The sequence below is a fragment of the Actinomadura madurae genome (assembly GCF_047130825.1).
Lineage (GTDB): Bacteria > Actinomycetota > Actinomycetes > Streptosporangiales > Streptosporangiaceae > Spirillospora > Spirillospora madurae.
In genome coordinates, this window is record NZ_CP083237.1 from 8,302,362 (window position 1) to 8,323,331 (window position 20,970).

25 protein-coding genes are annotated in these 20,970 nt (G+C 73.4%); 18 read left to right on the top strand and 7 right to left on the bottom strand.

Going from position 1 to position 20,970, the window contains the following annotated elements; translation table 11 throughout:
* Positions 1–70: 70 nt before the first annotated feature.
* The gene (locus K8Z49_RS38605) at positions 71–772 is read right to left on the bottom strand and encodes a DUF4230 domain-containing protein (RefSeq protein ID WP_021597706.1); all 702 of its coding nucleotides are present in this window, start codon (positions 770–772) and stop codon (positions 71–73) included.
* 115 nt (positions 773–887) lie between these two features.
* Between K8Z49_RS38605 and K8Z49_RS38610 the strand changes: the two genes are divergently transcribed.
* Positions 888–1,199 (top strand): DUF3817 domain-containing protein, encoded by a 312-nt coding sequence (locus tag K8Z49_RS38610; RefSeq protein ID WP_024936480.1) that lies wholly within the window; start codon positions 888–890, stop codon positions 1,197–1,199.
* Positions 1,200–1,238: 39 nt separating this feature from the next.
* Here K8Z49_RS38610 and K8Z49_RS38615 read toward each other — a convergent pair whose 3' ends face one another.
* Together K8Z49_RS38615 and K8Z49_RS38620 are read right to left on the bottom strand one after the other, a co-directional pair.
* On the bottom strand, positions 1,239–2,549 hold the full coding sequence (locus tag K8Z49_RS38615; RefSeq protein WP_412516505.1) for a hypothetical protein: 1,311 nt from the start codon (positions 2,547–2,549) through the stop codon (positions 1,239–1,241).
* The gene (locus tag K8Z49_RS38620) at positions 2,542–3,588 is read right to left on the bottom strand and encodes an ATP-binding cassette domain-containing protein (RefSeq protein WP_412516506.1); all 1,047 of its coding nucleotides are present in this window, start codon (positions 3,586–3,588) and stop codon (positions 2,542–2,544) included. The genes K8Z49_RS38615 and K8Z49_RS38620 overlap by 8 nt, the downstream gene beginning before the upstream one ends.
* A 362-nt stretch (positions 3,589–3,950) precedes the next feature.
* Between K8Z49_RS38620 and K8Z49_RS38625 the strand changes: the two genes are divergently transcribed.
* The 3 genes from K8Z49_RS38625 to K8Z49_RS38635 all read left to right on the top strand — a co-directional run bounded on the left by K8Z49_RS38625 (position 3,951) and on the right by K8Z49_RS38635 (position 6,892).
* Positions 3,951–4,907, top strand: a complete 957-nt coding sequence (locus tag K8Z49_RS38625) for a tetratricopeptide repeat protein (RefSeq protein ID WP_075023486.1) — start codon at positions 3,951–3,953, stop codon at positions 4,905–4,907.
* Between the two features lie 133 nt (positions 4,908–5,040).
* Positions 5,041–5,385 (top strand): AAA family ATPase, encoded by a 345-nt coding sequence (locus K8Z49_RS38630; RefSeq protein ID WP_412516507.1) that lies wholly within the window; start codon positions 5,041–5,043, stop codon positions 5,383–5,385.
* 103 nt (positions 5,386–5,488) lie between these two features.
* A complete protein-coding gene (locus K8Z49_RS38635; RefSeq protein WP_021597114.1) occupies positions 5,489–6,892 on the top strand; it encodes an NAD-dependent malic enzyme in 1,404 nt (467 codons plus the stop codon).
* Between the two features lie 51 nt (positions 6,893–6,943).
* On the opposite strand, the gene K8Z49_RS38640 is transcribed toward K8Z49_RS38635, so the two are convergent.
* The gene (locus tag K8Z49_RS38640) at positions 6,944–7,588 is read right to left on the bottom strand and encodes a hypothetical protein (RefSeq protein ID WP_143118697.1); all 645 of its coding nucleotides are present in this window, start codon (positions 7,586–7,588) and stop codon (positions 6,944–6,946) included.
* A gap of 161 nt (positions 7,589–7,749) precedes the next feature.
* Between K8Z49_RS38640 and K8Z49_RS38645 the strand changes: the two genes are divergently transcribed.
* From K8Z49_RS38645 to K8Z49_RS38665, 5 genes are all read left to right on the top strand, one after another.
* Entirely contained in the window at positions 7,750–8,325 is a 576-nt protein-coding gene (locus tag K8Z49_RS38645; RefSeq protein ID WP_021597117.1) for a YqgE/AlgH family protein, read from the top strand.
* Positions 8,326–8,335: 10 nt separating this feature from the next.
* On the top strand, positions 8,336–8,599 hold the full coding sequence (locus K8Z49_RS38650; RefSeq protein ID WP_024936483.1) for a DUF3039 domain-containing protein: 264 nt from the start codon (positions 8,336–8,338) through the stop codon (positions 8,597–8,599).
* Between the two features lie 127 nt (positions 8,600–8,726).
* A complete protein-coding gene (locus tag K8Z49_RS38655; RefSeq protein ID WP_412516508.1) occupies positions 8,727–9,785 on the top strand; it encodes a zinc metalloprotease in 1,059 nt (352 codons plus the stop codon).
* A gap of 36 nt (positions 9,786–9,821) precedes the next feature.
* A complete protein-coding gene (locus K8Z49_RS38660; RefSeq protein WP_075023487.1) occupies positions 9,822–11,600 on the top strand; it encodes a DEAD/DEAH box helicase in 1,779 nt (592 codons plus the stop codon).
* Positions 11,601–12,278: 678 nt separating this feature from the next.
* Positions 12,279–12,398 carry an SEC-C metal-binding domain-containing protein gene (locus tag K8Z49_RS38665; RefSeq protein WP_200871976.1) on the top strand — a complete coding sequence of 40 codons (120 nt, stop codon included), beginning with the start codon at positions 12,279–12,281 and terminating at the stop codon, positions 12,396–12,398.
* A gap of 34 nt (positions 12,399–12,432) precedes the next feature.
* Here the strand turns inward: K8Z49_RS38665 and K8Z49_RS38670 are convergent, their stop codons facing one another.
* The 3 genes from K8Z49_RS38670 to K8Z49_RS38680 all read right to left on the bottom strand — a co-directional run bounded on the left by K8Z49_RS38670 (position 12,433) and on the right by K8Z49_RS38680 (position 14,883).
* Positions 12,433–12,954 (bottom strand): gluconokinase, encoded by a 522-nt coding sequence (locus K8Z49_RS38670; protein WP_021597121.1) that lies wholly within the window; start codon positions 12,952–12,954, stop codon positions 12,433–12,435.
* 2 nt (positions 12,955–12,956) lie between these two features.
* Positions 12,957–13,538 carry an isochorismatase family protein gene (locus K8Z49_RS38675; protein WP_021597122.1) on the bottom strand — a complete coding sequence of 194 codons (582 nt, stop codon included), beginning with the start codon at positions 13,536–13,538 and terminating at the stop codon, positions 12,957–12,959.
* 76 nt (positions 13,539–13,614) lie between these two features.
* The gene (locus tag K8Z49_RS38680) at positions 13,615–14,883 is read right to left on the bottom strand and encodes a nicotinate phosphoribosyltransferase (protein WP_235206572.1); all 1,269 of its coding nucleotides are present in this window, start codon (positions 14,881–14,883) and stop codon (positions 13,615–13,617) included.
* Positions 14,884–15,064: 181 nt separating this feature from the next.
* On the opposite strand from K8Z49_RS38680, the gene clpS reads away from it, so the two are divergent.
* From clpS to K8Z49_RS38725, 9 genes are all read left to right on the top strand, one after another.
* Positions 15,065–15,361, top strand: a complete 297-nt coding sequence (clpS, locus tag K8Z49_RS38685) for an ATP-dependent Clp protease adapter ClpS (protein WP_021597124.1) — start codon at positions 15,065–15,067, stop codon at positions 15,359–15,361.
* A 4-nt stretch (positions 15,362–15,365) separates the two neighbouring features.
* Positions 15,366–15,890 carry a DUF2017 domain-containing protein gene (locus tag K8Z49_RS38690; protein WP_021597125.1) on the top strand — a complete coding sequence of 175 codons (525 nt, stop codon included), beginning with the start codon at positions 15,366–15,368 and terminating at the stop codon, positions 15,888–15,890.
* Between the two features lie 156 nt (positions 15,891–16,046).
* On the top strand, positions 16,047–17,006 hold the full coding sequence (locus K8Z49_RS38695) for an MEDS domain-containing protein (protein WP_412516509.1): 960 nt from the start codon (positions 16,047–16,049) through the stop codon (positions 17,004–17,006).
* Positions 17,007–17,041: 35 nt separating this feature from the next.
* On the top strand, positions 17,042–17,917 hold the full coding sequence (locus tag K8Z49_RS38700; protein WP_412516510.1) for an MEDS domain-containing protein: 876 nt from the start codon (positions 17,042–17,044) through the stop codon (positions 17,915–17,917).
* Positions 17,914–18,915: a sensor histidine kinase gene (locus K8Z49_RS38705; protein WP_181663337.1), complete on the top strand. Its 1,002-nt coding sequence runs from the start codon at positions 17,914–17,916 to the stop codon at positions 18,913–18,915. The genes K8Z49_RS38700 and K8Z49_RS38705 overlap by 4 nt, the downstream gene beginning before the upstream one ends.
* Before the next feature lie 72 nt (positions 18,916–18,987).
* On the top strand, positions 18,988–19,407 hold the full coding sequence (locus K8Z49_RS38710; RefSeq protein ID WP_021598948.1) for a Mov34/MPN/PAD-1 family protein: 420 nt from the start codon (positions 18,988–18,990) through the stop codon (positions 19,405–19,407).
* Positions 19,408–19,451: 44 nt separating this feature from the next.
* Positions 19,452–19,574, top strand: coding sequence for a hypothetical protein (locus tag K8Z49_RS38715; RefSeq protein WP_256255561.1), 123 nt, complete (start codon positions 19,452–19,454; stop codon positions 19,572–19,574).
* Between the two features lie 91 nt (positions 19,575–19,665).
* The gene (locus K8Z49_RS38720) at positions 19,666–19,938 is read left to right on the top strand and encodes a MoaD/ThiS family protein (protein WP_021598946.1); all 273 of its coding nucleotides are present in this window, start codon (positions 19,666–19,668) and stop codon (positions 19,936–19,938) included.
* A gap of 11 nt (positions 19,939–19,949) precedes the next feature.
* Positions 19,950–20,897: a PLP-dependent cysteine synthase family protein gene (locus K8Z49_RS38725; RefSeq protein ID WP_412516511.1), complete on the top strand. Its 948-nt coding sequence runs from the start codon at positions 19,950–19,952 to the stop codon at positions 20,895–20,897.
* Positions 20,898–20,970: the final 73 nt, after the last annotated feature.

The window sequence follows — 20,970 nt, forward strand, 5'->3', positions numbered from 1 at the left end:
TCGCAACGGCCGTCAGCGGCTCGCAACGGCCGTCACCGGAAGGCGGGGCCGTCACCGGAAGGCGGGAACCTCACTGGGCTTCGGGGGTGATGGTGACGGTCTTGAAGCCGAGGGCCTTGAGCATGTTCTCCAGCATCGACTTCGTGTTGGCGTCGGCGCGTTCCTTGAGGCCGCTCTGGGCGGCGGCCGTCTGGATCTTCTGCGATGCCAGGACGTAGAGCTGCTGCTGGTTGTTCGGGTTGCTGCTGAAGAAGTCGCCGAACCGGTCGAGCAGGCCGCGCTGGGTGGCGTAGACGTAGCTGTTCTTCGTGTCGAGGTTGGTCTGCTCCAGTTCGGCGCGCGGCAGCGTGATGGTGGCGGCCGTCCGGTCCGCGTTGACCTTCACGGCGCCCGAGCCGAGCTTGGAGAGGTCGACGTAGGCGTCGACGGAGCCGTTGCCGACGAACAGCGTGCGGTTGCCGCGCAGCGAGGACGGCAGGAACTTGGCGTCCTTCTCCAGGTCCACGACGACCTGGAAGTTGCCGCTCGCGGCCTCGTAGCGGTGCAGATCGCGGATCGACTTGAGCAGGACGGGCCCGCTGCGGTCCTTCGTCTCCTCCTCGAACGGGTTGAGCCAGCCGGGCAGGCCCCGCAGCGCCTGCTGCGCGACCAGCACCAGGGCGATCGTGGCGATGACGAGCACGAGGGGCGTGAGGAGGCCGCGCCGGGGCGGACGGGACCGGCCGGGGGACGGCTTGGGTTGCGCGTCGTTCTTCGGTTCCGAGCGAGCCATGTACGCAACCATTCCCGGCAGAGCCGCCGCGTACCTGGCACGCCGGTGAGGTCAGTGTGATCAAGGCCATAGTGCGGTCCGAAACCCGGGTCACCTCTCCGCCGTTGGCCCCGGCGTGGATCTGATTCGCGTATTCCGGTACGTCTCCATCGCGGAGGCGGCCTCGTTCCTGCTCCTGCTGCTGGTCGCGATGCCGCTGAAGTACGGGGCGGACGCGCCGGCCGGCGTGCAGCTGACGGGCCCGGTGCACGGAGTGCTGTTCATGGCCTACGTCGGGCTGGTGTTCCTGGTCCGCGAGCAGTTGCGCTGGGACCTCCGGCGCACGGTCCTCGCCCTCGGCGCGGCCGTCCTGCCGGTCGCCCCGTTCTTCGTGGAACGCCGCTGGACCACGCCCCCGGCCGCCGAGGCGGCCGCGGGAGGCGCCTGAACTCGCGCGCGACCGGCGGCCGGAGGGGTCCGGCCGCGGTCACGCGCGGGGTCGCGCGCCGTCCAGGGCCTCGCGGCGGGGGTGCTTCGCGGGGCGGTGCTTCTTCTCGCGGTGGGGGGAGCGGAAGTCGTCCCGGTCGAGTGCGCAGGTGCGGTACTCGGTGAAGTGGAGCCGGAGCCAGGCGCGGCGGCGGCGCTCGCTCCAGGACGCGAACCGGCGGGCCGTGCGCGAGTCGGCGACGGCGCGGGGGTCGTCGCCGAGGAGCCACGCGTCGACCAGCGCGCGGTAGCCGTTGGGGGAGGCGCAGGCCGGGCCGTCCTTGAGGCCCTCGCTGATCTGCCGGACGGCGCGGGCCGCGTAACCGGGGGAGAGGCTCTCGTCGACGTGGACGGCCGCGACGCCGCCGGCCACCGTGACGGGCACCCAGGCCGGACGCTGCTCCACCCGGGTGAACGCGCCGGGCGTCCCGTCCAGCCGCGCGGCGAGGGGGGTGACCTGCTCCATCAGCCGCGGCAGCGCGTGGCGCAGCGCGGGGTGCACGCAGACGGTCAGCGGCCACCGCCGGCACACCGGCTCCGCCGCGGCGGGCGCGACCGCGCCGGACGAGCCGCGCAGGTCGAGCGTGGCGGCGGCGGTCGCGGCCAGCGCCATCGCCAGGGGGAGGACGATCAGGAACCGGCGCGTCACCCACATCACGTAGCCGAGGATCAGTGCGGTGGTCGTCCCGGCTGCCCAGAGGACCTGGTCGGCGAAGACCGCGGGCCGCAGGGTGGTGAACAGGTCGAGGCGGGGGAGCGCGGCGGGGGGGAGCAGGCTCCACCACGACACGCCCGGGACGCGCAGAGCGGCCCACAGGGACGTCACGGCCAGGACCAGGGCGGCGGTGACGCGGTGGGGGACGACGCGTCCGGTCAGGTACCCCACGACCACGTGGAGGACGAGCGCGCCCGCGCCCGCGACCGCCCCGAGCGGGTGCGGATGGCCCGCTTCCTCGTGCACGAGGGTGACGGCGACGACCAGGGCCGTGACCGCGAGGTAGGACACCAGGGCCGCGGACGACAGCAGCAGCAGGTCGAACAGCACACCGGTGGCGGGCGAGCGCGCCGTGAGGTCGCGCAGGTAGTCGAGCGGACGTTCCCGGACGGCCGCCCACGCGGCCAGCGCCGCCGCGACCGGACCCAGGAACCGGACGGCGTTGACCAGCGCGACGACCGTGTTGTCCCAGTACGCGACCGAGGGGCACAGCGACAGCACCGTGGCCGCCGTCCCGACCAGGGTGAGGACCGGCACCGCGACCAGCAGCGCCGTGCGGCGGGCGTCCAGCCGGAGCACCCGCCCGAGATCAGACACCGCCGGCGCTTCCGGCGGGGGGCCGCCTCGCCCGCGCCAGCTGCGGCAGGGCCGGCTGGGGCAGGGCCGGCTGGGGCAGGGCCGGCTGGGGCAGGGCGATCCGCGGCAGCGTGAGGCGCGGCAGCGCCGGCCGGGCGGCGCGCGGGGTCCCGGCCCCGGCGCCCTGGGCCTCGGGGGCGCTCTCTGGATCCAGGGCGCGCTGCGGGTTCGGAACGGGGCGCGGGCCGAGGGCGCGCTGGTGGTCCAGGGACGTCTGCGGCTCGGGGGCGGTGCGGCGGTCGGCGGCGGAGCGGCCCCGGCGGGCGGTGGCGGAGTGCGTGGGCTGCTCGGCCAGCCGGCCGCGGGTGAGCGTGAAGAGCCGGTCGCACCAGCCGGTGAGCGTCTCGGTGACGTCGGCGGTGATGACGACCGCGGGCGCCAGCGAGCGGAGCACCGGGATCAGCTCCGCCATCGCCGCGGTGAGCGACCGCCGCCCGGGGCCCTCGGCGCCCGTCGGCCATGGCTCCGCGGCGGCGCACAGCTCGCCGAACGGGTCGTCCAGGAGCACCACCTCGGGTTCGTGGACGCAGGCGGCGGCGAGCCCGGCCCGCAGCCGGACGTCCGGCGGCAGCAGCGCCAGCTCCGTCCCGGCCGCCTCGGTGAGGTCGAGGCGCCGCAGCATGGAGCGCGCGGCGGACGCGCTGGTCCGCTTGTAGTACGCCGCGTACGCGACGAACTCGCCGGCCGTCATGCTCTCCGCCCGGGAGAACCGCGCCGGCAGGTAGCCGATCCCGGCCCGCGCGGCCCGCAGCCCGGTGGCGTTCGCTATGTCGTGTCCGAGAATGTGCAGCACGCCGGTATTCGGTTTGCGCAAGGTCGCGAACGTGGCCAGCAGAGTGGATTTACCGGCACCCGGTGGACCGGCCAGGCCGACCACGCCTTCGGGCACGCCGAAGGTCACCGGGCGCAGGAGCCACCGCCCCCCGCGGCGGACACCCATTCCTCGGGCCACGATCACGGAATGCTCCGCGATCACAAGTTTCCCCCCGTAGCTCGTCATGCGCGCGGCCGGACGGTGCGCCTGCCGGGCGCCGGTGGCCTCGGGTCCCCCAACCCGCCACGCGGCGCCCGCCGGCCGGGCCGCATTGGGGCGGCGCCGGCGCCGGTCGCTGTGGCCGGGCCGCGATGCATCGACATCGTGACTATAACCGGGCTTGGTGATGGCTGTCAGCAATCTTTTTGCCTTTACGGCAGGCTGCCTGGATTCTTTGCCTGAAGCTCTTAAGGCGCGAATTAAAAAAAGGAGGATAAGCGCCTGAATATGCCGTGGAGGGGGACGTGCCGGGCGTCCGCCGCGCCCGCGCGCTCCGCTGGGAGCGTACGGAGGCGCAGCCGGACGCGGTCATGGGGCAGGATGGACCCATGCCTTCTCAGGACTTTTCGTTGCACGGGGCCATCGACCTGGGGGCTCGCCAGGCCGCGGCAAGGAAGCAGCAGGAACGCCGGGCCCAGGCTGGCGGCGCCGGTCCGGGCACGGGCGCGGCCGGCGGGCCGTACGTCGTGGACGTCACCGACGAGACGTTCAACACCGAGGTCGTGGAGCGGTCGCAGTCCGTCCCCGTCCTCGTGGACTTCTGGGCCGAGTGGTGCGGTCCGTGCAAGCAGCTCAGCCCGATCCTGGAGAAGCTCGCCACCGAGGCGGCCGGCAAGTGGATCCTGGCCAAGGTCGACATCGACGCGAACCCGCAGCTCGGCGCCTACATGCAGCAGATGGGCGTGCGCGGCATCCCGTTCGTGGCGGCGGTCGTCGGCGGCCAGTTGCTGCCGTTCCTGAACGGCGCGGCTCCGGAGCCGCAGGTCCGCCAGGCCATCGAGCAGCTCTTCGAGGCGCTCCGCAAGGAGGGCATCCTGCCGGACGTCCCCGAGGGCGAGCAGCCCCAGGGCGGGGCGGCGGACGCCCCCGCGGCCGACCCGGTCTACGCCGAGGCCGAGGACGCCCTGCAGCGCGGTGACATCGACGGCGCCAAGGCCGCGTTCGAGCGGATCCTCGCCGCGAACCCGCGGGACGGCCAGGCCAAGCAGGGCCTCGCCCTGGTCGAGCTGAGCCTGCGCGTCCGGTCGCTGGACGCCGACGGCGCTCTGCGGGAGGCGGCCGAGAAGCCCGGCGACGTCCAGGCGCAGATCAGCGCGGCCGACGTGGAGATGGTGTCCGGGCGCATCGACGACGCCTTCGAGCGCCTGCTGGGCGCGGTGCGGCGCGGCGCGGGCGACGACCGCGACGCGGCGCGCAAGCACCTGCTGTCGCTGTTCGAGCTGCTGCCGCCGGACGACCCGCGCGTCTCCAAGGCCCGCCGCGGCCTCCAGTCCGCCCTGTTCTGACCCGGCACGAGCCGCGGTGCCGCCCGTTCCCGCCACGCGGGAGCGGGCATGGTCCCGGGTGTGAGCGCGCGGGTGGTGACGATCTCGGCCACGTTCGGCGCGGGCGGCCCGGCTGCCCACCCTCGCGCTCGGCATGGACGTCTACCTGCCGCAGGGCGGGACGGCGCCGCCCGAGGAGTTCGTCGAGCAGACCGAGAGCGTCATCACCCGGGCGGCCGGGCGCGGCGGCTGCGTCCTGCTCGGCCGCGCCGCCGCCGAGATGCCGCCCGGATGGGAACGTTCTACGCCGACCGGGACACCCGACCGCGAGGCGGAGCGTATGCTCGATGACAACGACCGCGCCCGGACGGCCTACGTGAAGCATTTCTACGGGGCCGACCCGGCCGATCCGCGGCTCTACCACCTCGTGATCGACTCCACGAGGCTGCCCGTGCCGGCGACCGTCGAGCTCATCGTCGTCGCGGCCCGGGCTTTCTGAGTCACGGGACGGGCCCGGGCGGCGGCCCCCGGACGCGCCGTCCCCCCGAGGTCCCGGCGCGCGCCGGACGTGGGACGGACCCGGAGCAAAGGGAGCAGCAGTCGTGGCGAGCGTGCCGAGCGTGTCGTACTCCATCACCGTCCGGCTGGAGGTCCCGGCCGGCGGGCGGGCCGTCAGCCAGATCACCCACGTGGTCGAGAACGCCGGCGGCATCGTCACGGCGCTGGACGTCAACACCGCCGGCCACGAGACGCTGCGCATCGACGTCACGATCGCGACCCGCGACACCCAGCACGCCGAGGCGATCGCCGGGGCGCTGGAGAACATCGAGTCCGTCAAGATCCACAAGGTCAGCGACCGGACGTTCCTGATGCACCTCGGCGGCAAGATCGAGATGCAGTCCAAGGTGCCGCTGCGCAACCGTGACGAGCTGTCGATGGCCTACACGCCCGGCGTCGCCCGGGTCTCCCTCGCGATCGCCCGCAACCCCGAGGACGTCCGGCGGCTGACGATCAAACGCAACAGCGTCGCCGTCGTCACCGACGGCTCGGCGGTGCTCGGCCTCGGCAACATCGGCCCGGAGGCGGCGCTGCCCGTCATGGAGGGCAAGGCGGCGCTGTTCAAGCGGTTCGCCGGGATCGACGCGTGGCCGATCTGCCTCGACACGCAGGACACCGACGAGATCGTCCGGACCGTGCAGATCCTCGCCCCCGCGTTCGGCGGCATCAACCTGGAGGACATCTCCGCGCCGCGCTGCTTCGAGGTCGAGGCGCGGCTGCGCGGCCTGCTCGACATCCCGGTCTTCCACGACGACCAGCACGGCACCGCGATCTGCGTGCTGGCGGCGCTGACCAACGCGCTGCGGGTCGTCGGCAAGGACATCGGCTCGGTCCGCATCACGATGGCGGGCGCGGGCGCGGCCGGCAGCGCGATCCTCAAGCTGCTGATGCACGCGGGGGCCCGCCACCTCGTCGTCTGCGACTATCACGGCGCGGTGCACAAGGGCCGCGACGACCTGGACGACTCGCTGCGCTGGATCGCCGAGCACACCAACGCCGACGGCTACGCCGGCGACCTGCGCGGCGCGGTGAAGGACGCCGACGTGTTCGTCGGCGTGTCCGCCCCCGGCATCCTGAACGGCGACGACATCGCCTCGATGGCCGATGACGCGATCGTGTTCGCGCTCGCCAATCCCGAGCCGGAGGTGTCGCCGGACGAGGCCCGCGAGCACGCCGCCGTGGTCGCCACCGGCCGCAGCGACTACCCCAACCAGATCAACAACGTGCTGGCTTTCCCCGGTGTCTTCCGCGGACTGCTGGACGCGCAGGCCGACGGCGTCACGCTCGACATGCTGGCCGCCGCCGCGAAGGCGCTCGCCGAGGTGGTCACCCCGGACGAGCTCGGCCCGAACTACATCGTGCCGAGCGTGTTCCACCCCGACGTCAGCACGCGCGTCGCGGGCGCCGTCCGGGAGGCCGCCGGCGGTCGGCCCCGCACCGAGGCCTGACCGCGCCCGACTACGCCTGACCGGGCCCGACCGCGCTCGACCGGCTACGGGTCAGGAGTCCTTGCCGGCGAAGATCTTCTCCCGGCGGCGGGGCCAGATGCCGCCGTACCAGAAGATGATCGCGCCGGTCAGGATGATGGCGCCGCCGGTCGCGGCCCGCGCCCACAGGACGGCGTCCGGCCCGGTGTTCGGCAGCTGGTTCGGCGGCGTCTCGCTCGGCGCGGCGCCCGCCTTCTTGCAGTTGGCCCGCAGGGTGTCGCTCTCGATCTGCCGGTTGGCCCAGCGGACGGTGACGCGGGTGCCGCGGTCCTCGCGGAGCTTGACGGCGACGGTGCGGGTGGCGCCGGGGCCGATCGTGCCGGGGATCGCGGCGGTGTCGTCGTTCTTCTCGATCGAGTAGTCCTCGTTCTTCGTCCCGGTGTTGCGGATCCGGACGTTGACGGTCCGGTCGGGGCACGACACCGACCCGATGCTCGCGGTCACCGGCCGCCCGGGGGCGCTCGGCGACGCCGACCCCGTCCCGGACCGGGTCGGGCTCGCCGACGCGGACGGCGAACCGCCGGACGGGCTGGGGCTCGCCGACGTGGTTGAGGAGGCCGGCGACGCCGACCCGTCCCCGTCGAACAGCGCCGGGATCGCGATCAGCGCCCCGATGACGATGAACACGGCGGCGATGACGACCCTGGGCAACTGCATCGCTGTCCTCCCGGCGCGCGGACCAAGCGGTGGCCGATGATCCTAGATCATTCTCGACCCAGGACCTTGTGGAGCCGATATCCCCATCGATAGGAATGCGTAACAGGCTAACGACCGCGAGGGCGTGCCGCCGGAGGTCCGGGCAACGCATGATGGGACCCATGGAAGACGGCATCAGGGTGGGGCTCCTGCTGGTGGCGACCCCTCAGCTGGAGGATCCGAACTTTCGGCGGAGCGTCGTCCTGCTGGTCGAGCACGACATGGACGGGGGGACGCTCGGAGTTGTCCTCAACCGGCCGACCGAGGTTCCGGTCGGCCGCGTCCTGCCGCCGTGGGCCGAACTGGTCACCGGGCCGGCGGTGGTGTTCCAGGGCGGGCCGGTCGCGCTGGAGAACGCGCTGGCCCTGGCCCGCCTGCCCGGCGAGGACGAGCCGCTCGGCTGGCGGGCGCTGGACGGCGGCACCGAGGTGTCCCGGGTGGGCCTGGTCGACCTGGAGGCCCCGCCCGGCCTGCTGGCGGCCGAGCTGCTCCAGCTGCGGGTGTTCGCCGGGTACGCGGGCTGGTCGGCGGGGCAGCTGCGCGCCGAGATCGAGGAGGGCTCGTGGTACCTGGTGCCCGCCGAGGCCGGGGACGTGTTCGCCGGCGACCCGGAGCGGCTGTGGCAGGCGGTCCTGCGCAGGCAGGGCGGCGACCTGGCCTTCGTCTCCACTTTTCCCGAGGACCCGACGCTGAACTAAGGTGAACGACGTGAGTACGAAGATCCTTCCCGACAGCGACACCCAGAGCGATGTCAAGCCGGACCTCTCGCACGGTGACGGCGACCACGAGCGGTTCGCCCACTACGTGAAGAAGGCCAAGATCACCGAGAGCGCGGTGACCGGCACGCCGGTGATCGCGCTGTGCGGCAAGGTCTGGGTGCCGAACCGGGATCCGAAGAAGTACCCGGTCTGCCCGGAGTGCAAGGAGATCTACGAGTCCATGAAGCCGGGCGGCGGCGACGAGGGCGAGTGACCGGCCGCCGGACGGCGGCCGATGAGCGCGGCGCCCATGTAGGCGTGCGCGCGTGAGGGTCCCGCGGGTGTGACCGCGGGACCTTGGCGTTTCCGAACCACGGGACGTTTCTACATACGGGGGATTGATGCGGCGGATCGCGGGGGCTTCGCTGTGCGCACTGCTGGTCACGGTGGGTGCGGTGTCCGGTTCGGTGAGTGACCGGGACCGGGTCCGGGACCGGGTCCACGCCGCATCGGCCGTCCCGGACGACGGCTGCGTGCCCGGTTCCGCCGCGCGGGCGGCCCGCCCGCACGACCGGGCCGATCTCGGCCACGACGGGGCGGTGGCCCTGCTCGCCGATCTCCACCAGACCCTCCTCGACCGGTTCGGGACGTCCGACATCGCCCGGTTCGACGCGTCCCGGTTCGATGCGTCCCGGCTTGACGGGGCCCGGCGCATCGCGCGGCGGCTCGTCGTCCCGGTGCGGTTCCATGTCGTCCACAGCGGACGGTACGGGCGGCTGTCGAAGAAGGCCCTCCGGCGGCAGATCGCCACGCTGAACGCCGCGTACAGCGGGCGGAAGGGCGGCGCGGACACCCGGGTCAGGTTCCGCCTGAGCGGCTACGACCGCACGAACAAGCCGTCCTGGTTCTACCACCCGCAGCACTACGAGCACGCCATGAAGCGGCGTCTCCGCAAGGGCGGGCGAGGCGCGCTCAACGTCTACACGGCCTCCGTCGGGGCGGAGGTGCTGGGCTTCTCCACGTTCCCGCAGTGGTACCGGCGCGATCCGCGCATGGACGGCGTGGTCGTCGACTACCGCAGCCTGCCGCGCGGGTCGTACGCGCCGTTCAACCACGGGTACACGGGCGTGCACGAGATCGGGCACTGGCTCGGCCTGATGCACACGTTCGAGGGCGGATGCACGCCGCCGGGGGACGGGGTGGCCGACACCCCGTACGAGGCGGTGCCCGCGGAAGGATGCCCGCGCCACCGCGACACGTGCCCGCAGCGGGGCCGTGATCCGGTGCACAACTTCATGGACTATGCCCACGACTCCTGCATGCGAGGCTTCACCGCAGGTCAGGGGCGTCTCATCCGGGCGTCGTGGGCGGCGTACCGGTCCCGCCGGCACGGTCGTCACCGTGTGGATCCGGGCACAGCCGGGCCGGGCGCGGCACGATCTGTCGGTGGGGCTCGATAGCCTTCGATGACCGTGAGCACCTTCGCCGCATCGAGCATGCCCCCCGCGTTCCCCGAGCGGGCCGCCTGGGGGACCGCGTCGTCCCTGCGTGCCTGGCAGCAGCAGGCGCTGGAGGCGTACTTCGGGGGTTCCGGGGGTCGCTCCCCGGGTGAGGACAGCGGGACGGACGGCACCAGGCCCGGCCCGCGCGACTTCCTCACCGTCGCCACGCCCGGCGCCGGTAAGACGACGTTCGCGCTGCGCCTCGCCCGCGAGCTGATGGAGCGGCGCGTCGTCTCGGCGATCACGGTCGTGTGCCCGACCGAGCACCTCAAGCGGCAGTGGGCCGAGTCGGCGGCCCGCGTCGGCATCAAGATCGACCCCGAGTACCAGAACGGGCAGGGGCCCGTCGGCAAGGACTTCCACGGCGTCGCCGTCACCTACGCGACCGTCGCCGCCCGCCCGGCCCTGCACCGCAACCGGACCGAGTCGCGCAAGTCGCTGGTCATCTTCGACGAGGTCCACCACGCGGGCGACGGCCTGTCGTGGGGCGACGCCGTCCGGGAGGCGTTCGAGCCCGCGACGCGGCGGCTGGCGCTCTCCGGCACGCCGTTCCGCACCGACATCAACCCCATCCCGTTCGTCCAGTACGAGGAGGGGCCCGACGGCGTGCGCCGCAGCCGCGCCGACTACACCTACGGGTACGGCCCGGCCCTCGCCGACGGGGTCGTCCGGCCGGTGATCTTCCTGGCGTACGCGGGGGAGATGCGCTGGCGCACCCGCGCCGGCGACGAGATCACCGCGACCCTCGGCGAGCCGCTCACCCAGGACCAGACCGCCCAGGCGTGGCGGGCCGCGCTCGACCCGAAGGGCGACTGGATCAAGCAGGTGCTGGCCGCCGCCGACCGCCGGCTGACCGAGCTGCGCCGCGCCATCCCGGACGCGGGCGGCCTGGTCATCGCCACCGACCACGAGGCCGCCCGCGCCTACGCGAAGATGCTCCGCGCGGTCACCGGGCAGGGCGCCACGATCGTGCTGTCGGACGACCCGACCGCCTCCAAGAAGATCAAGCAGTTCGGCGAGACCGAGGACCGCTGGATGGTCGCGGTCCGCATGGTGTCCGAGGGCGTCGACATCCCGCGGCTGTGCGTCGGGGTGTACGCCACGTCGACCAGCACGCCGCTGTTCTTCGCGCAGGCGATCGGCCGTTTCGTCCGCGCCCGCAAGCGCGGCGAGACCGCGTCGGTGTTCCTGCCCTCGGTGCCGACCCTGATGGGCCACGCCTCCGAGATGGAGGAGGAGCGCGACCACGTCCTGGACCGTCCCGTCCGCGAGGACGGCCTGGACGACCAGCTGCTCGCCGAGGCGAACCGGCAGCAGGACACGCCCGACGTCGGCGAGGAGCTGCCGTTCGAGACGGTGGAGGCGTCCGCCACGTTCGACCGTGTCCTGTACGACGGCGGCGAGTTCGGCATGAACGCCGAGCCCGGCTCCGTCGAGGAGGAGGAGTTCCTCGGCATCCCGGGCCTGCTGGAGCCCGAGCAGGTGTCGGCGCTGCTGCGCAAGCGCCAGGCCGACCAGATCGCCAGCGAGCGGAAGAAGAAGACCGGCGACCCGCGCGCCGACCGCACCGCCGCCGAGGACGTCGCCGCCCTCCGCCGCGAGCTGAACGGCCTGGTCGGCGCCTGGAACCACCGCACCGGCAAGCCCCACGGCGTCATCCACACCGAGCTGCGCGCCGCGTGCGGCGGCCCGGCCATCGCCCAGGCCAGCAGCGACGACATCCGCAAGCGCATCGCCAAGATCCGCGAATGGGCCGCCAAGCGCCGCCACTGACCGCCGCCACTGACCGCCGCCACTGACCGGTGGCACTGACCGCCGCCACTGACCGGTGGCACTGAGCGGTGGCGTTGAGCGGCGGTACTGGGCGGGTGGCATTGAGCGGTGGCGTTGAGCGGTGGCACTGGGCGGTGGCGTTGAGCGGCGGTACTGGGCGGTGGCGTTGAGCGGCGGTACTGGGCGGGTGGCATTGAGCGGTTGGCATTGAGCGGTTGGCATTGGGCGGTTGGCATTGGGCGGTTGGCATTGGGCGGCGGACTGGGCGGCGGGTACTGGGCGGCGGTATTGGGCGGCGGGTACTGGGCGGCGGGTATTGGGCGGCGGCGTTGGGCGGTGGCGTTGAGCGGTGGCGTTGAGCGGTGGCGTTGGGCGGTGGCGTTGGGCGGTGGCGTTGAGCGACGGGCGGTAACTGGGCGGGTGGTAGAGCGGCGGTACTGGGCGGTGGCATTGGGCGGTGGCATTGGGCGGCGGTACTGGGCGGGCTTAATTCGTGGCTTCCGGTTTGCTGTGGCGCCTACGGTCGGCGGTGGCCGATTCCGAGCCGAGGAGGCCGTCATGTACCGCGAGCGAGACACCGAGGCGTCCTTTTGAGCGGACCAGCAAGCGCCGCAGGGGGTTCCCTCTAGCGAGACCAGGGTCAAGCGCGGCGACCGGACGGTCGGCGTCGACACCGAGCTGGTCGAGAAGCTCGGCGGCAACGACCCCTGCCCGTGCGGGTCCGGGCGGCGCTTTCCGCCGGTGCTGCCGGCCGGCCGGACGTTTCGACGGCGTGCTCGGCCACTACTACGTCCGTGACTGATGCGTTCGTGACGGGGGCGTGTCCTCGCGGTCAGTGCGATCGCGGGGACAGGTCCAGGGCCTTGAGGATGTGCTTGACCGTTTCCTCGGGGGTGCCGGTGATGGGGGCGGTGACGATGTTCTCGTCCGGTTCCGGGCGTTCGAGGTCGGCGAACTGGGAGTCGAGCAGGTCCGCGCTGAAGAAGTGGCCCTGGCGGGCCCGCATGCGGGCGGCGATCGTGTCGCGGTCGCCGTCCAGCAGGACGATGCGGACCCCTGCGTGCCCGTCGACCAGCAGGTCACGGTAACTGCGCTTGAGCGCGGAGGAGGTGACGACGCCGGGGCGGCCGGCGGTGACGCGCTCGTCGATCCAGGCGGCGATGGAGCGCAGCCAGGGGAGGCGGTCCTCGTCGGTGAGCGGGTGGCCCGCGCGCATCTTGGCGATGTTGGCCTCGGGGTGGAACGCGTCCGCCTCCGCGTACTCCCAGCCGAGGCGTTCGGCGAGGAGCGTGCCGATGGTGGTCTTGCCGCTGCCGGACACGCCGGCGACCAGGATGACCGTGGGTTCCGTCATGATCAGGCGGTCACCACCGGGGAGCCGGACAGGGCGACGCCCTCCCGGCCGAGTTCGTCGAGGGCCCGGTCGACGGTGGCCTTGCCGACCCCGGCGGTGAGGTCGAGCCGGACGGTCGTGCGGAGCCCGGCGCGGGCGGCGTCGATGGCGGTGGCCCGGACGCAGTGGTCGGTGGCGATGCCGACGATGTCCACGGCGTCCACACCGCGGGAGGCGAGCCAGCCGGCGAGCGGCGTCTCGTCGTCGGAGACGCCCTCGAAGCCGCTGTAGGCGGCGCTCTCGCGGCCCTTGCTGAACACGGCCTCGATGGGCGCGAGGGCGAGGTTGGGGTGGAAGTCGGCGCCCGGGGTGCCGATCACGCAGTGCGGCGGCCAGGTGTCGACGTAGTCGGGCTCGTCGGAGAAGTGCGCGCCGGGGTCGAGGTGGAAGTCGCGGGTCGCCACGATGTGCGCGTAGTCGGACCGGTGCGCCGTCACGTGCTCGGAGATCGCGGTGGCCACCGCGGCGCCGCCCTCGACGGCGAGCGAGCCGCCCTCGCAGAAGTCGTTCTGCACGTCCACGATGATCAGAGCCTTCTTGCCCATGACCGCTCCCTCTACCGGTTGCCCCACCGGGTCTGCACTGACCGTACCCCAGCCTTGTGCCCAGCGCGGCGCGGCTTCAACGGGGCGGGCCGCCGTCGACGAACTCGGTCGGGACGGCCGGTTCACCCCTGGAGAGCTGGAGCGCCGTCGCGGGCAGTTCGGCGACCGACCGCGTGTGGCGCTCCCTCGCCTCGCGCAGCGACTCGCGCCCGACGATCTCGCCGTCCCGCACCAGCGGCACCTGGAGGAGGCGGTCGCGCTGCCCGGGGGTCGGCTCGCCGGTGGACACGGTCTCGGCGTAGGCGACGCCGCGCCCGTCGATGTGCCGCACGGCCGTCTTGCGCCCGCCCCTGCTCGGCTTGCCCACCGAGCGTTTCGCGACCGGGCGCATGGGCGCGTCCTCCTCGGGGCCGTCCGCGCGCGCGACGAGCTTGTAGACGAGCGACGCGGTGGGCGCGCCGGAGCCGGTCACCAGGGCCGTCCCCACGCCGTAACCGTCCACCGGCGCGGCGGCGAGTGCGGCGATGCCGTACTCGTCCAGGTCCCCGGTCACCACGATGCGCGTGCCGGTCGCGCCGAGCGAGTCGAGCTGTTCGCGGACGCGGCGGGCCATCACGCCGAGGTCGCCGCTGTCGATCCGGACGGCGCCGAGCGACGGCCCGGCCAGCTCGACGGCCGTCCGGACGGCCCGCTCGACGTCGTAGGTGTCGACCAGCAGCGTCGTGCCCTCGCCGAGCGAGGCGAGCTGCGCCGCGAACGCGTGCCGCTCGCCGTCGTGCAGGAGGGTGAACGCGTGCGCGCTCGTCCCGGCGGTCGGTACGCCGTAGAGCCGGCCGGCCTCCAGGTTGGACGTCGTGGTGAACCCGGTGATGTAGGCGGCGCGGGCGGCGGCCACGGCGGCGCGCTCGTGGGTGCGCCGCGACCCCATCTCGATGATCGGCCGGCCCTGGGCCGCCTGCGCCATCCGGGACGCGGCGGACGCGATCGCGCAGTCGTGGTTGAGGATGGACAGCGCGAGCGTCTCCAGCAGGACGGCCTCGCCGAACGTCCCCTCGACCGTCAGGATCGGCGAGTCCGGGAAGTAGCAGTCGCCTTCGGCGTAACCCCAGACGTTCCCGGTGAAGCGGTACTTCTCCAGCCATTGCGCCGTGGGTTCGTCCACGATCCCGCGGGAGATGAGGAAGTCCAGCTCGGTGGTGCCGAAGCGGTACGCCTCGATCGCGTCCAGGAGCCGCCCGGTGCCCGCGACGACCCCGTAGCGGCGCCCGGCGGGCAGGCTCCGCGCGAACACCTCGAAGACGGCGCGGCGCCCGACCGTCCCGCTGCGCAGCGCGGCCTTGAGCATGGTCAGCTCGTACTGGTCGGTCAGCAGCGCGGTGCCGTCACCAAGGTCCACAGTGGAACCATACGGTCTCATGTGGGCACGATGGACGTGCGGGCCGCCGCCGCGAACCGCGCATAGCATCGGGGTGCGGTGGGCGGACCGACTTCGCGTAGAGAGAGGGGGCACGCCGTCGATGAGCGCCATGAGCACGGCGCCCGCACCGGTGGAGCTGGAACGGCCGGACGCCGAGGAGGACGTGCGTCCCGACCGGCCGTGGCTGGCGATCGTCTGGAACGACCCGATCAACCTGATGTCCTACGTCACGTACGTGTTCCAGGCGGTCTTCGGCTACCCGAAGACCAAGGCCGAGAAGCTGATGCTCGACGTGCACCACAAGGGGCGCGCCGTCGTGGCCAACGGCACCCGCGAGGAGATGGAGCGGGACGTGGAGATCCTGCACTCCTATGGCCTGTGGGCCACCGTCAAGCAGGACGACTGAGCCGATGAGCCATGTGAAGAAGACCCGCGACGGCGTCCGGGTGCGCCTGGAGGCCGAGGAGACCGCGCTCGTGCGCGCCCTGATGGAGCAGCTGCTCGCACTGCTCGGCGACGCGCCGGACGCGGACGGCGAACTGGCCTCCATCGGCATCTCCGAGAACACGAGGGCGCCGGACGACCCGGTGCTGGCGCGGCTGTTCCCGGACGCCTACCGCGACGACGGCGAGGCTGCCGGGGAGTTCCGCCGCTACACCGAGATGGGGCTGCGCGACGGCAAGCGCGAGGCGGCCGAGACCGTCCTCGGCGTGCTGCGCCAGGAGGGCACGGACGCCGTCCTGGACGAGAAGCAGGCTCAGGCCTGGCTGCGGGCGCTGAACGACGTCCGGCTCGCGCTCGGCACCCGGCTGGACATCACCGAGGACTGGTACGAGCAGGCGGGGAGCATGGACCCGCGCGATCCCCGCGCCCCCATGTTCGCGGCCTATGACTGGCTGACGATGCTGCAGGAGAGCCTCGTCCGCGTGCTCTGAGGGCCGGCGTGCTCTGAGGGCCGGCGGCCGGAACGTCCACACCCGGCCAAAGCGGACATTACCGATTGTCGGGACGTCTGTGCGGAGCGTTGTTAGCGTTGTCGCAGGGGACTGAGGGGCCCGCCACCGCGGGCCGCGGACAACTCGGAGGCGTCCATGTCGGCAGTGGGGACCGGTACCAAGCCGGTCGGCGCGATGGAGCTCGGGGACCATCTGGCCCTCATCTTCGACAACGACGAGGAACGGCGGTCGATCATGGCCGCGTACGCCCGCGACGGGGTCGCCGCGGGGCACAAGGTCATCTACATCTCGGACGGCGTCCGCGCGGGCGACGTCCTCGGCTGGCTGCTCGCCGAGCACGAAAGCACGGGCCCCGCCCCGCACGCCGCCGCCCCGCACGCCGCCGCCCCGCACGCCGCCCCGGAGGGCGCGCCGGTCGACCTCGCCGAGGCCATGGAGGAGGGGCACTTCGTCGTCCGGACGGCCGAGGAGACGTTCCTGGCGAGCGGCCGGTTCGACCCGTCCGAGAGCCTCCAGCTGATGGCGACCGAGATCGACCTCGCGCTCGTCCAGGGGTACTCGGGGGTGCGGATCGCGGGCGAGGCGCGGTTCTCGCTGCGCCGCTGGCCCGGCACCCACCAGCACGGCGACTTCGAGCGGATGCTGGACGAGGTCTTCATGACGACCGACCTGAAGGCGATGGCGATCTGCCAGTTCGACCGGCGCTGGTTCGAGGGGGCCCGGCTCGCGGACGTGGAGGCCGCCCACATGGGCCGCGTGCGCGCCAACGACTACTACGACGACGGGGCGCTGCGGATCAGCCCCCTGTTCAGCCCGCCCGGGGCGCGGGTGGCCGGCGTCATCGACGCGGCGACCCGTCCCGCCGCCGCGTCCGTGCTGGAGTCGATCAAGACCCGGACCGGCCTGCTCTGCCTCGACCTGGAGGGCCTGGAGGCCTGCGACCCGGACGGCCTGCGGATGCTGACCGGGGCCGACCGCCCCGCGCGCGACCGGGGCCTGCTGCTGCGGGGCGTGCCCGCCGAGGTGCACGCGGGGCTCCGCGCCGAGGGCCTGGACGAGGCCCCGGGCGTCTCGATCGAACGCGCCGTCCGCTAGGGCACGCGGGCGGCTTCGGCGGCCGAGGAGGAGGCATGGGATCCGGGCAGGTCCGCGACGCCGACCCCGGCGCCGGCCCCGGCGCGGCGCGGGCGGTCGGCGACATGTGGTTCGGCGACCACCTGAGCCTCGCGTATGTCAACGACGAGGAGCGCCGGGCCGTGCTGACGACGTTCCTCGACGACGGGCTGCGGGCCGGCCACGATCTCGTCTACCTGGTGGACGGCGAACCGGCCGACGCCGCCGCCGCGCGGCTCCGGGACCGGCTCCGCGATCGGTTCGGGGCGGCGCTCAGCGACGGCCGCCTGACCGTCCTGCCGACCGCCGGGACCGACCTCGGCGCCGTGCTCGACGAGGCGCTGGCGCGGGGGCGCACGGGCGTGCGGGTCACGGCGCAGGCGTGCCCGTCCCTGCGCGGCTGGCCGGGGACGGAGCGGTTCACCGCCTTCGAGGACGCCGTCCACCGCGCCGTCGGCCGGGCCGGGCGCGCGATGGCGCTGTGCCAGTTCGACCGGCGCTGGTTCGCCGGCGACCACCTGCGCGAGATCGAGGCGCGGCACGGCGGGCGGGTCCGGGCCGACGCCGTGTACGACGACGGGGTGCTGACGATCGTGCCGCTGTTCGCGCCGCCCGGCCTCCGGCTGTCCGGCGCGATCGACGAGTCGACGCTGCCCGCGCTGGTGGAGGCGCTGCGCGACGTCGGCGGCGGCGCCGCGCACGTGTGCCTCGACCTGTCCCGGCTCGAGTTCTGCGACCTGGACGGGCTGCGCGCCCTGATCCGCGCCAACGAGATGAGCAGCGTCCTGGACCGGCAGGTGATCCTGCGGTCGATGCCGGGCTGCATGGAGCTGATGATGCGGGCCGCGGGCTGGGACACCGCGCCCGGCATCGTTACGGAGAGCGCGCCGTGAACGGATCGACGGGAGCCGCCGGAGGCGGTCCCGCCGTGGCCGGCCCGCGCGGGCCGGAGGCGGGCCGGGACCTGTTCGCGCACCGGGCCCTGCTGTACGGATCGCGGCAGGACTTCCTGCTGTCGGCCGTCCCGTTCCTGCGGGACGGGCGGCGCGCGGACGACGCGGTCGTCGCCGTCGTGGCGCCGCCGGTGTCCGCCGAGCTCCGCGAGCGGCTCGGCCCGAGGACCGTCGCGGGCATCGAGTTCATCGACGCGGCGGAGTGGTTCGGCGACGGCCCGGTGCAGGCGCTGGCGTCCTGCCACGACCGGGCGCGCGCCGACTGGTGGCCGCGCGGGCGGCTGCGGCTGCTCGCCGAGCCCGTCTGGGACGGCCTGACCCCGCTGGAGACGCGGGAGTGGAAGCGGCACGAGTGCCTGCTGAACGTGGTGTTCGCCGGCACCCCCTCGACGATCGTGTGCGCGTACGACGCGGTGGGGCTGCCCGGACACGTCCTGGAGGGCGCGGCCCGCACCCACCCCGAGCTGACCGGCCCGGACGGGACGGCGGTGAGCGAGCGCTTCACCGATCCGGCCGAGTACTACGCCGAATGCAACGCTGGCCCGCTGCCGCCGCCCCCGACGGCCGCGGTGCGCCGGACGTTCGCGGCGGGCGCCCTGCCGGCGCTGCGCGACTTCCTGACCGCCGAGGCCGCCCGGCACGGCCTGCCCGGCGACCGGACGCTCCCGTTCGTCCTGGCGGTGAACGAGGTCGCGACCGGCATCGTCCGCGACGGCGGCGGCCACGGGGCGCTGCTGGTGTGGGCGGAGGACGGCGAGCTGGTGTGCGACGTCGACGACCCGGGGCGGATGCTCGCCGACCGGTTCCTCGGGCACGTGCCGCCGGACGCGCACGGGGGCGACGCGGCGATGTGGGCCGTCCGGCGGCTCTGCCACATCGTCGAGATCCGGTCGGGCGCGCGGGGCACCAGGATCAGGCTGCGCGTCCGGCTCGGCTGAGGCCCCATGCGGGGGCGCGTGCGGGGGCGGGCGGCGCCGGGCGCGGAAGCGCCGCCGGGTAGCCTTCGGGGCATGCTGACGATCGAGCGCGCCCTGGTGGAGCAGATCATCGCGCATGCGCGCGCCGACCACCCCGACGAGGCCTGCGGCATCATCGCCGGCCCGATCGGCTCGGACCGCCCCGTCCGGTTCGTCGCCATGGTCAACGCCGAGCGGTCCCCTACCTTCTACCGGTTCGACTCGCAGGAGCAGCTGAAGGTCTGGCGGGAGATGGACGACCGGGACGAGGAGCCGGTGGTGATCTACCACTCGCACACCGCCACCGAGGCGTACCCGTCCCGCACGGACATTTCCTACGCGTCCGAGCCGAACGCGCACTACGTGCTCGTCTCGACGCGCGAGGAGGACGGGACCGAGTTCCGGTCGTTCCGGATCGTGGACGGCGAGGTGACCGAGGAAGAGGTCTCCGTCGTGGAGGCGTACTCGGGCTGATGGCGACGGGGAGCGGCGGGGCGGCGGCCGGTAAACTGGGCCCCATGGGGACGAGCGAGCGTGGGACGCGCGGCGTGCGGCGCCGCGCCGGGTCCGCCGCCGTGCCCCCCGTGCAGAGCTTCCTGTTCGGGCACTCGCGCGCCGAGGTCGTCTACGACTGTCGCTGACGCGCTGATCACGCCTGGAATCATCCCGCCGCCCGCCCGGTTGTGACGCAGGGGCGGGCAGCCCCGTACGACGTAGAAGGAGATCACCGCGATGGCGATCGAGGTCCGGATCCCGACGATCCTGCGCAACCTCACCGGCGGCGAGAAGGCCGTCGAGGGCAAGGGCGGCACGCTCGACGAGCTGTTCGCCGACCTGGACACCCGGCACGCCGGCCTGCGCGACCGGCTGGTGGACGACAAGGGCCTGCGCAAGTTCGTCAACGTCTACCTCAACGACGAGGACGTGCGCTTCCTCGGCGGGCTGGAGACGCAGGTCGCCGACGGCGACAACGTCACCATCCTCCCGGCAGTGGCCGGCGGCTGAGCCGGGCCGGCATGCGTTTCGACTCACTGCTGGACTCCCTCGGCCGCACGCCGCTGGTCGGGCTGCCGCGGCTGTCGCCGAGCGCGGACGTCAGGCTCTGGGCCAAGCTGGAGGACCGCAACCCCACCGGTTCGGTGAAGGACCGCCCAGCCCTCTTCATGATCGAGAAGGCGGAGAAGGAGGGGCTGCTCACGCCGGGCTGCACGATCCTGGAGCCGACGTCGGGCAACACGGGCATCTCGCTGGCCATGGCCGCCAAGCTGCGCGGCTACGAGATGGTGTGCGTGATGCCCGAGAACACCTCGGCCGAGCGCCGCCAGCTCCTGGAGATGTGGGGCGCCCGGATCATCTTCTCGCCGGCGGCGGGCGGCTCGAACGAGGCCGTCCGGGTGGCGAAGGGGCTGGCGGAGGAGAACCCCGAGTGGGTGATGCTCTACCAGTACGGCAACGAGGCCAACGCGCTCGCGCACTACGAGACGACCGGCCCGGAGCTCCTCGCCGACCTGCCGTCGATCACGCACTTCGTCGCCGGGCTCGGCACCACCGGCACGCTGATGGGCGTCGGCCGGTACCTGCGCGAGCAGGTGCCGGACGTCAAGGTCGTCGCGGCGGAGCCCCGCTACGGGGAGCTGGTATACGGGCTGCGCAACATCGACGAGGGCTTCATCCCCGAGCTGTACGACGAGTCGGTGCTGACCACCCGGTTCTCGGTGGCGTCGCGGGACGCGCTGCGCCGCACCCGCGAGCTGCTGGAGCTGGAGGGCATCTTCGCGGGCATCTCGACGGGCGGCGCGCTGCACGCGGCGCTCGGGATGGCGGCCAAGGCGGTCAAGGCGGGCGAGCGGGCCGACATCGCGTTCGTGGTCGCCGACGGCGGCTGGAAGTACCTGTCCACCGGCGCGTACGGCGGCACCCTGGAGGAGGCGGAGGCCCGCCTCGAAGGCCAGCTCTGGGCCTGACCCGGTGCGGGGGGGCCGGCCCGGCCCCGCCCGGACCGGACCCGGCACGTTCCGGTGCACGTCCGGCACTGTA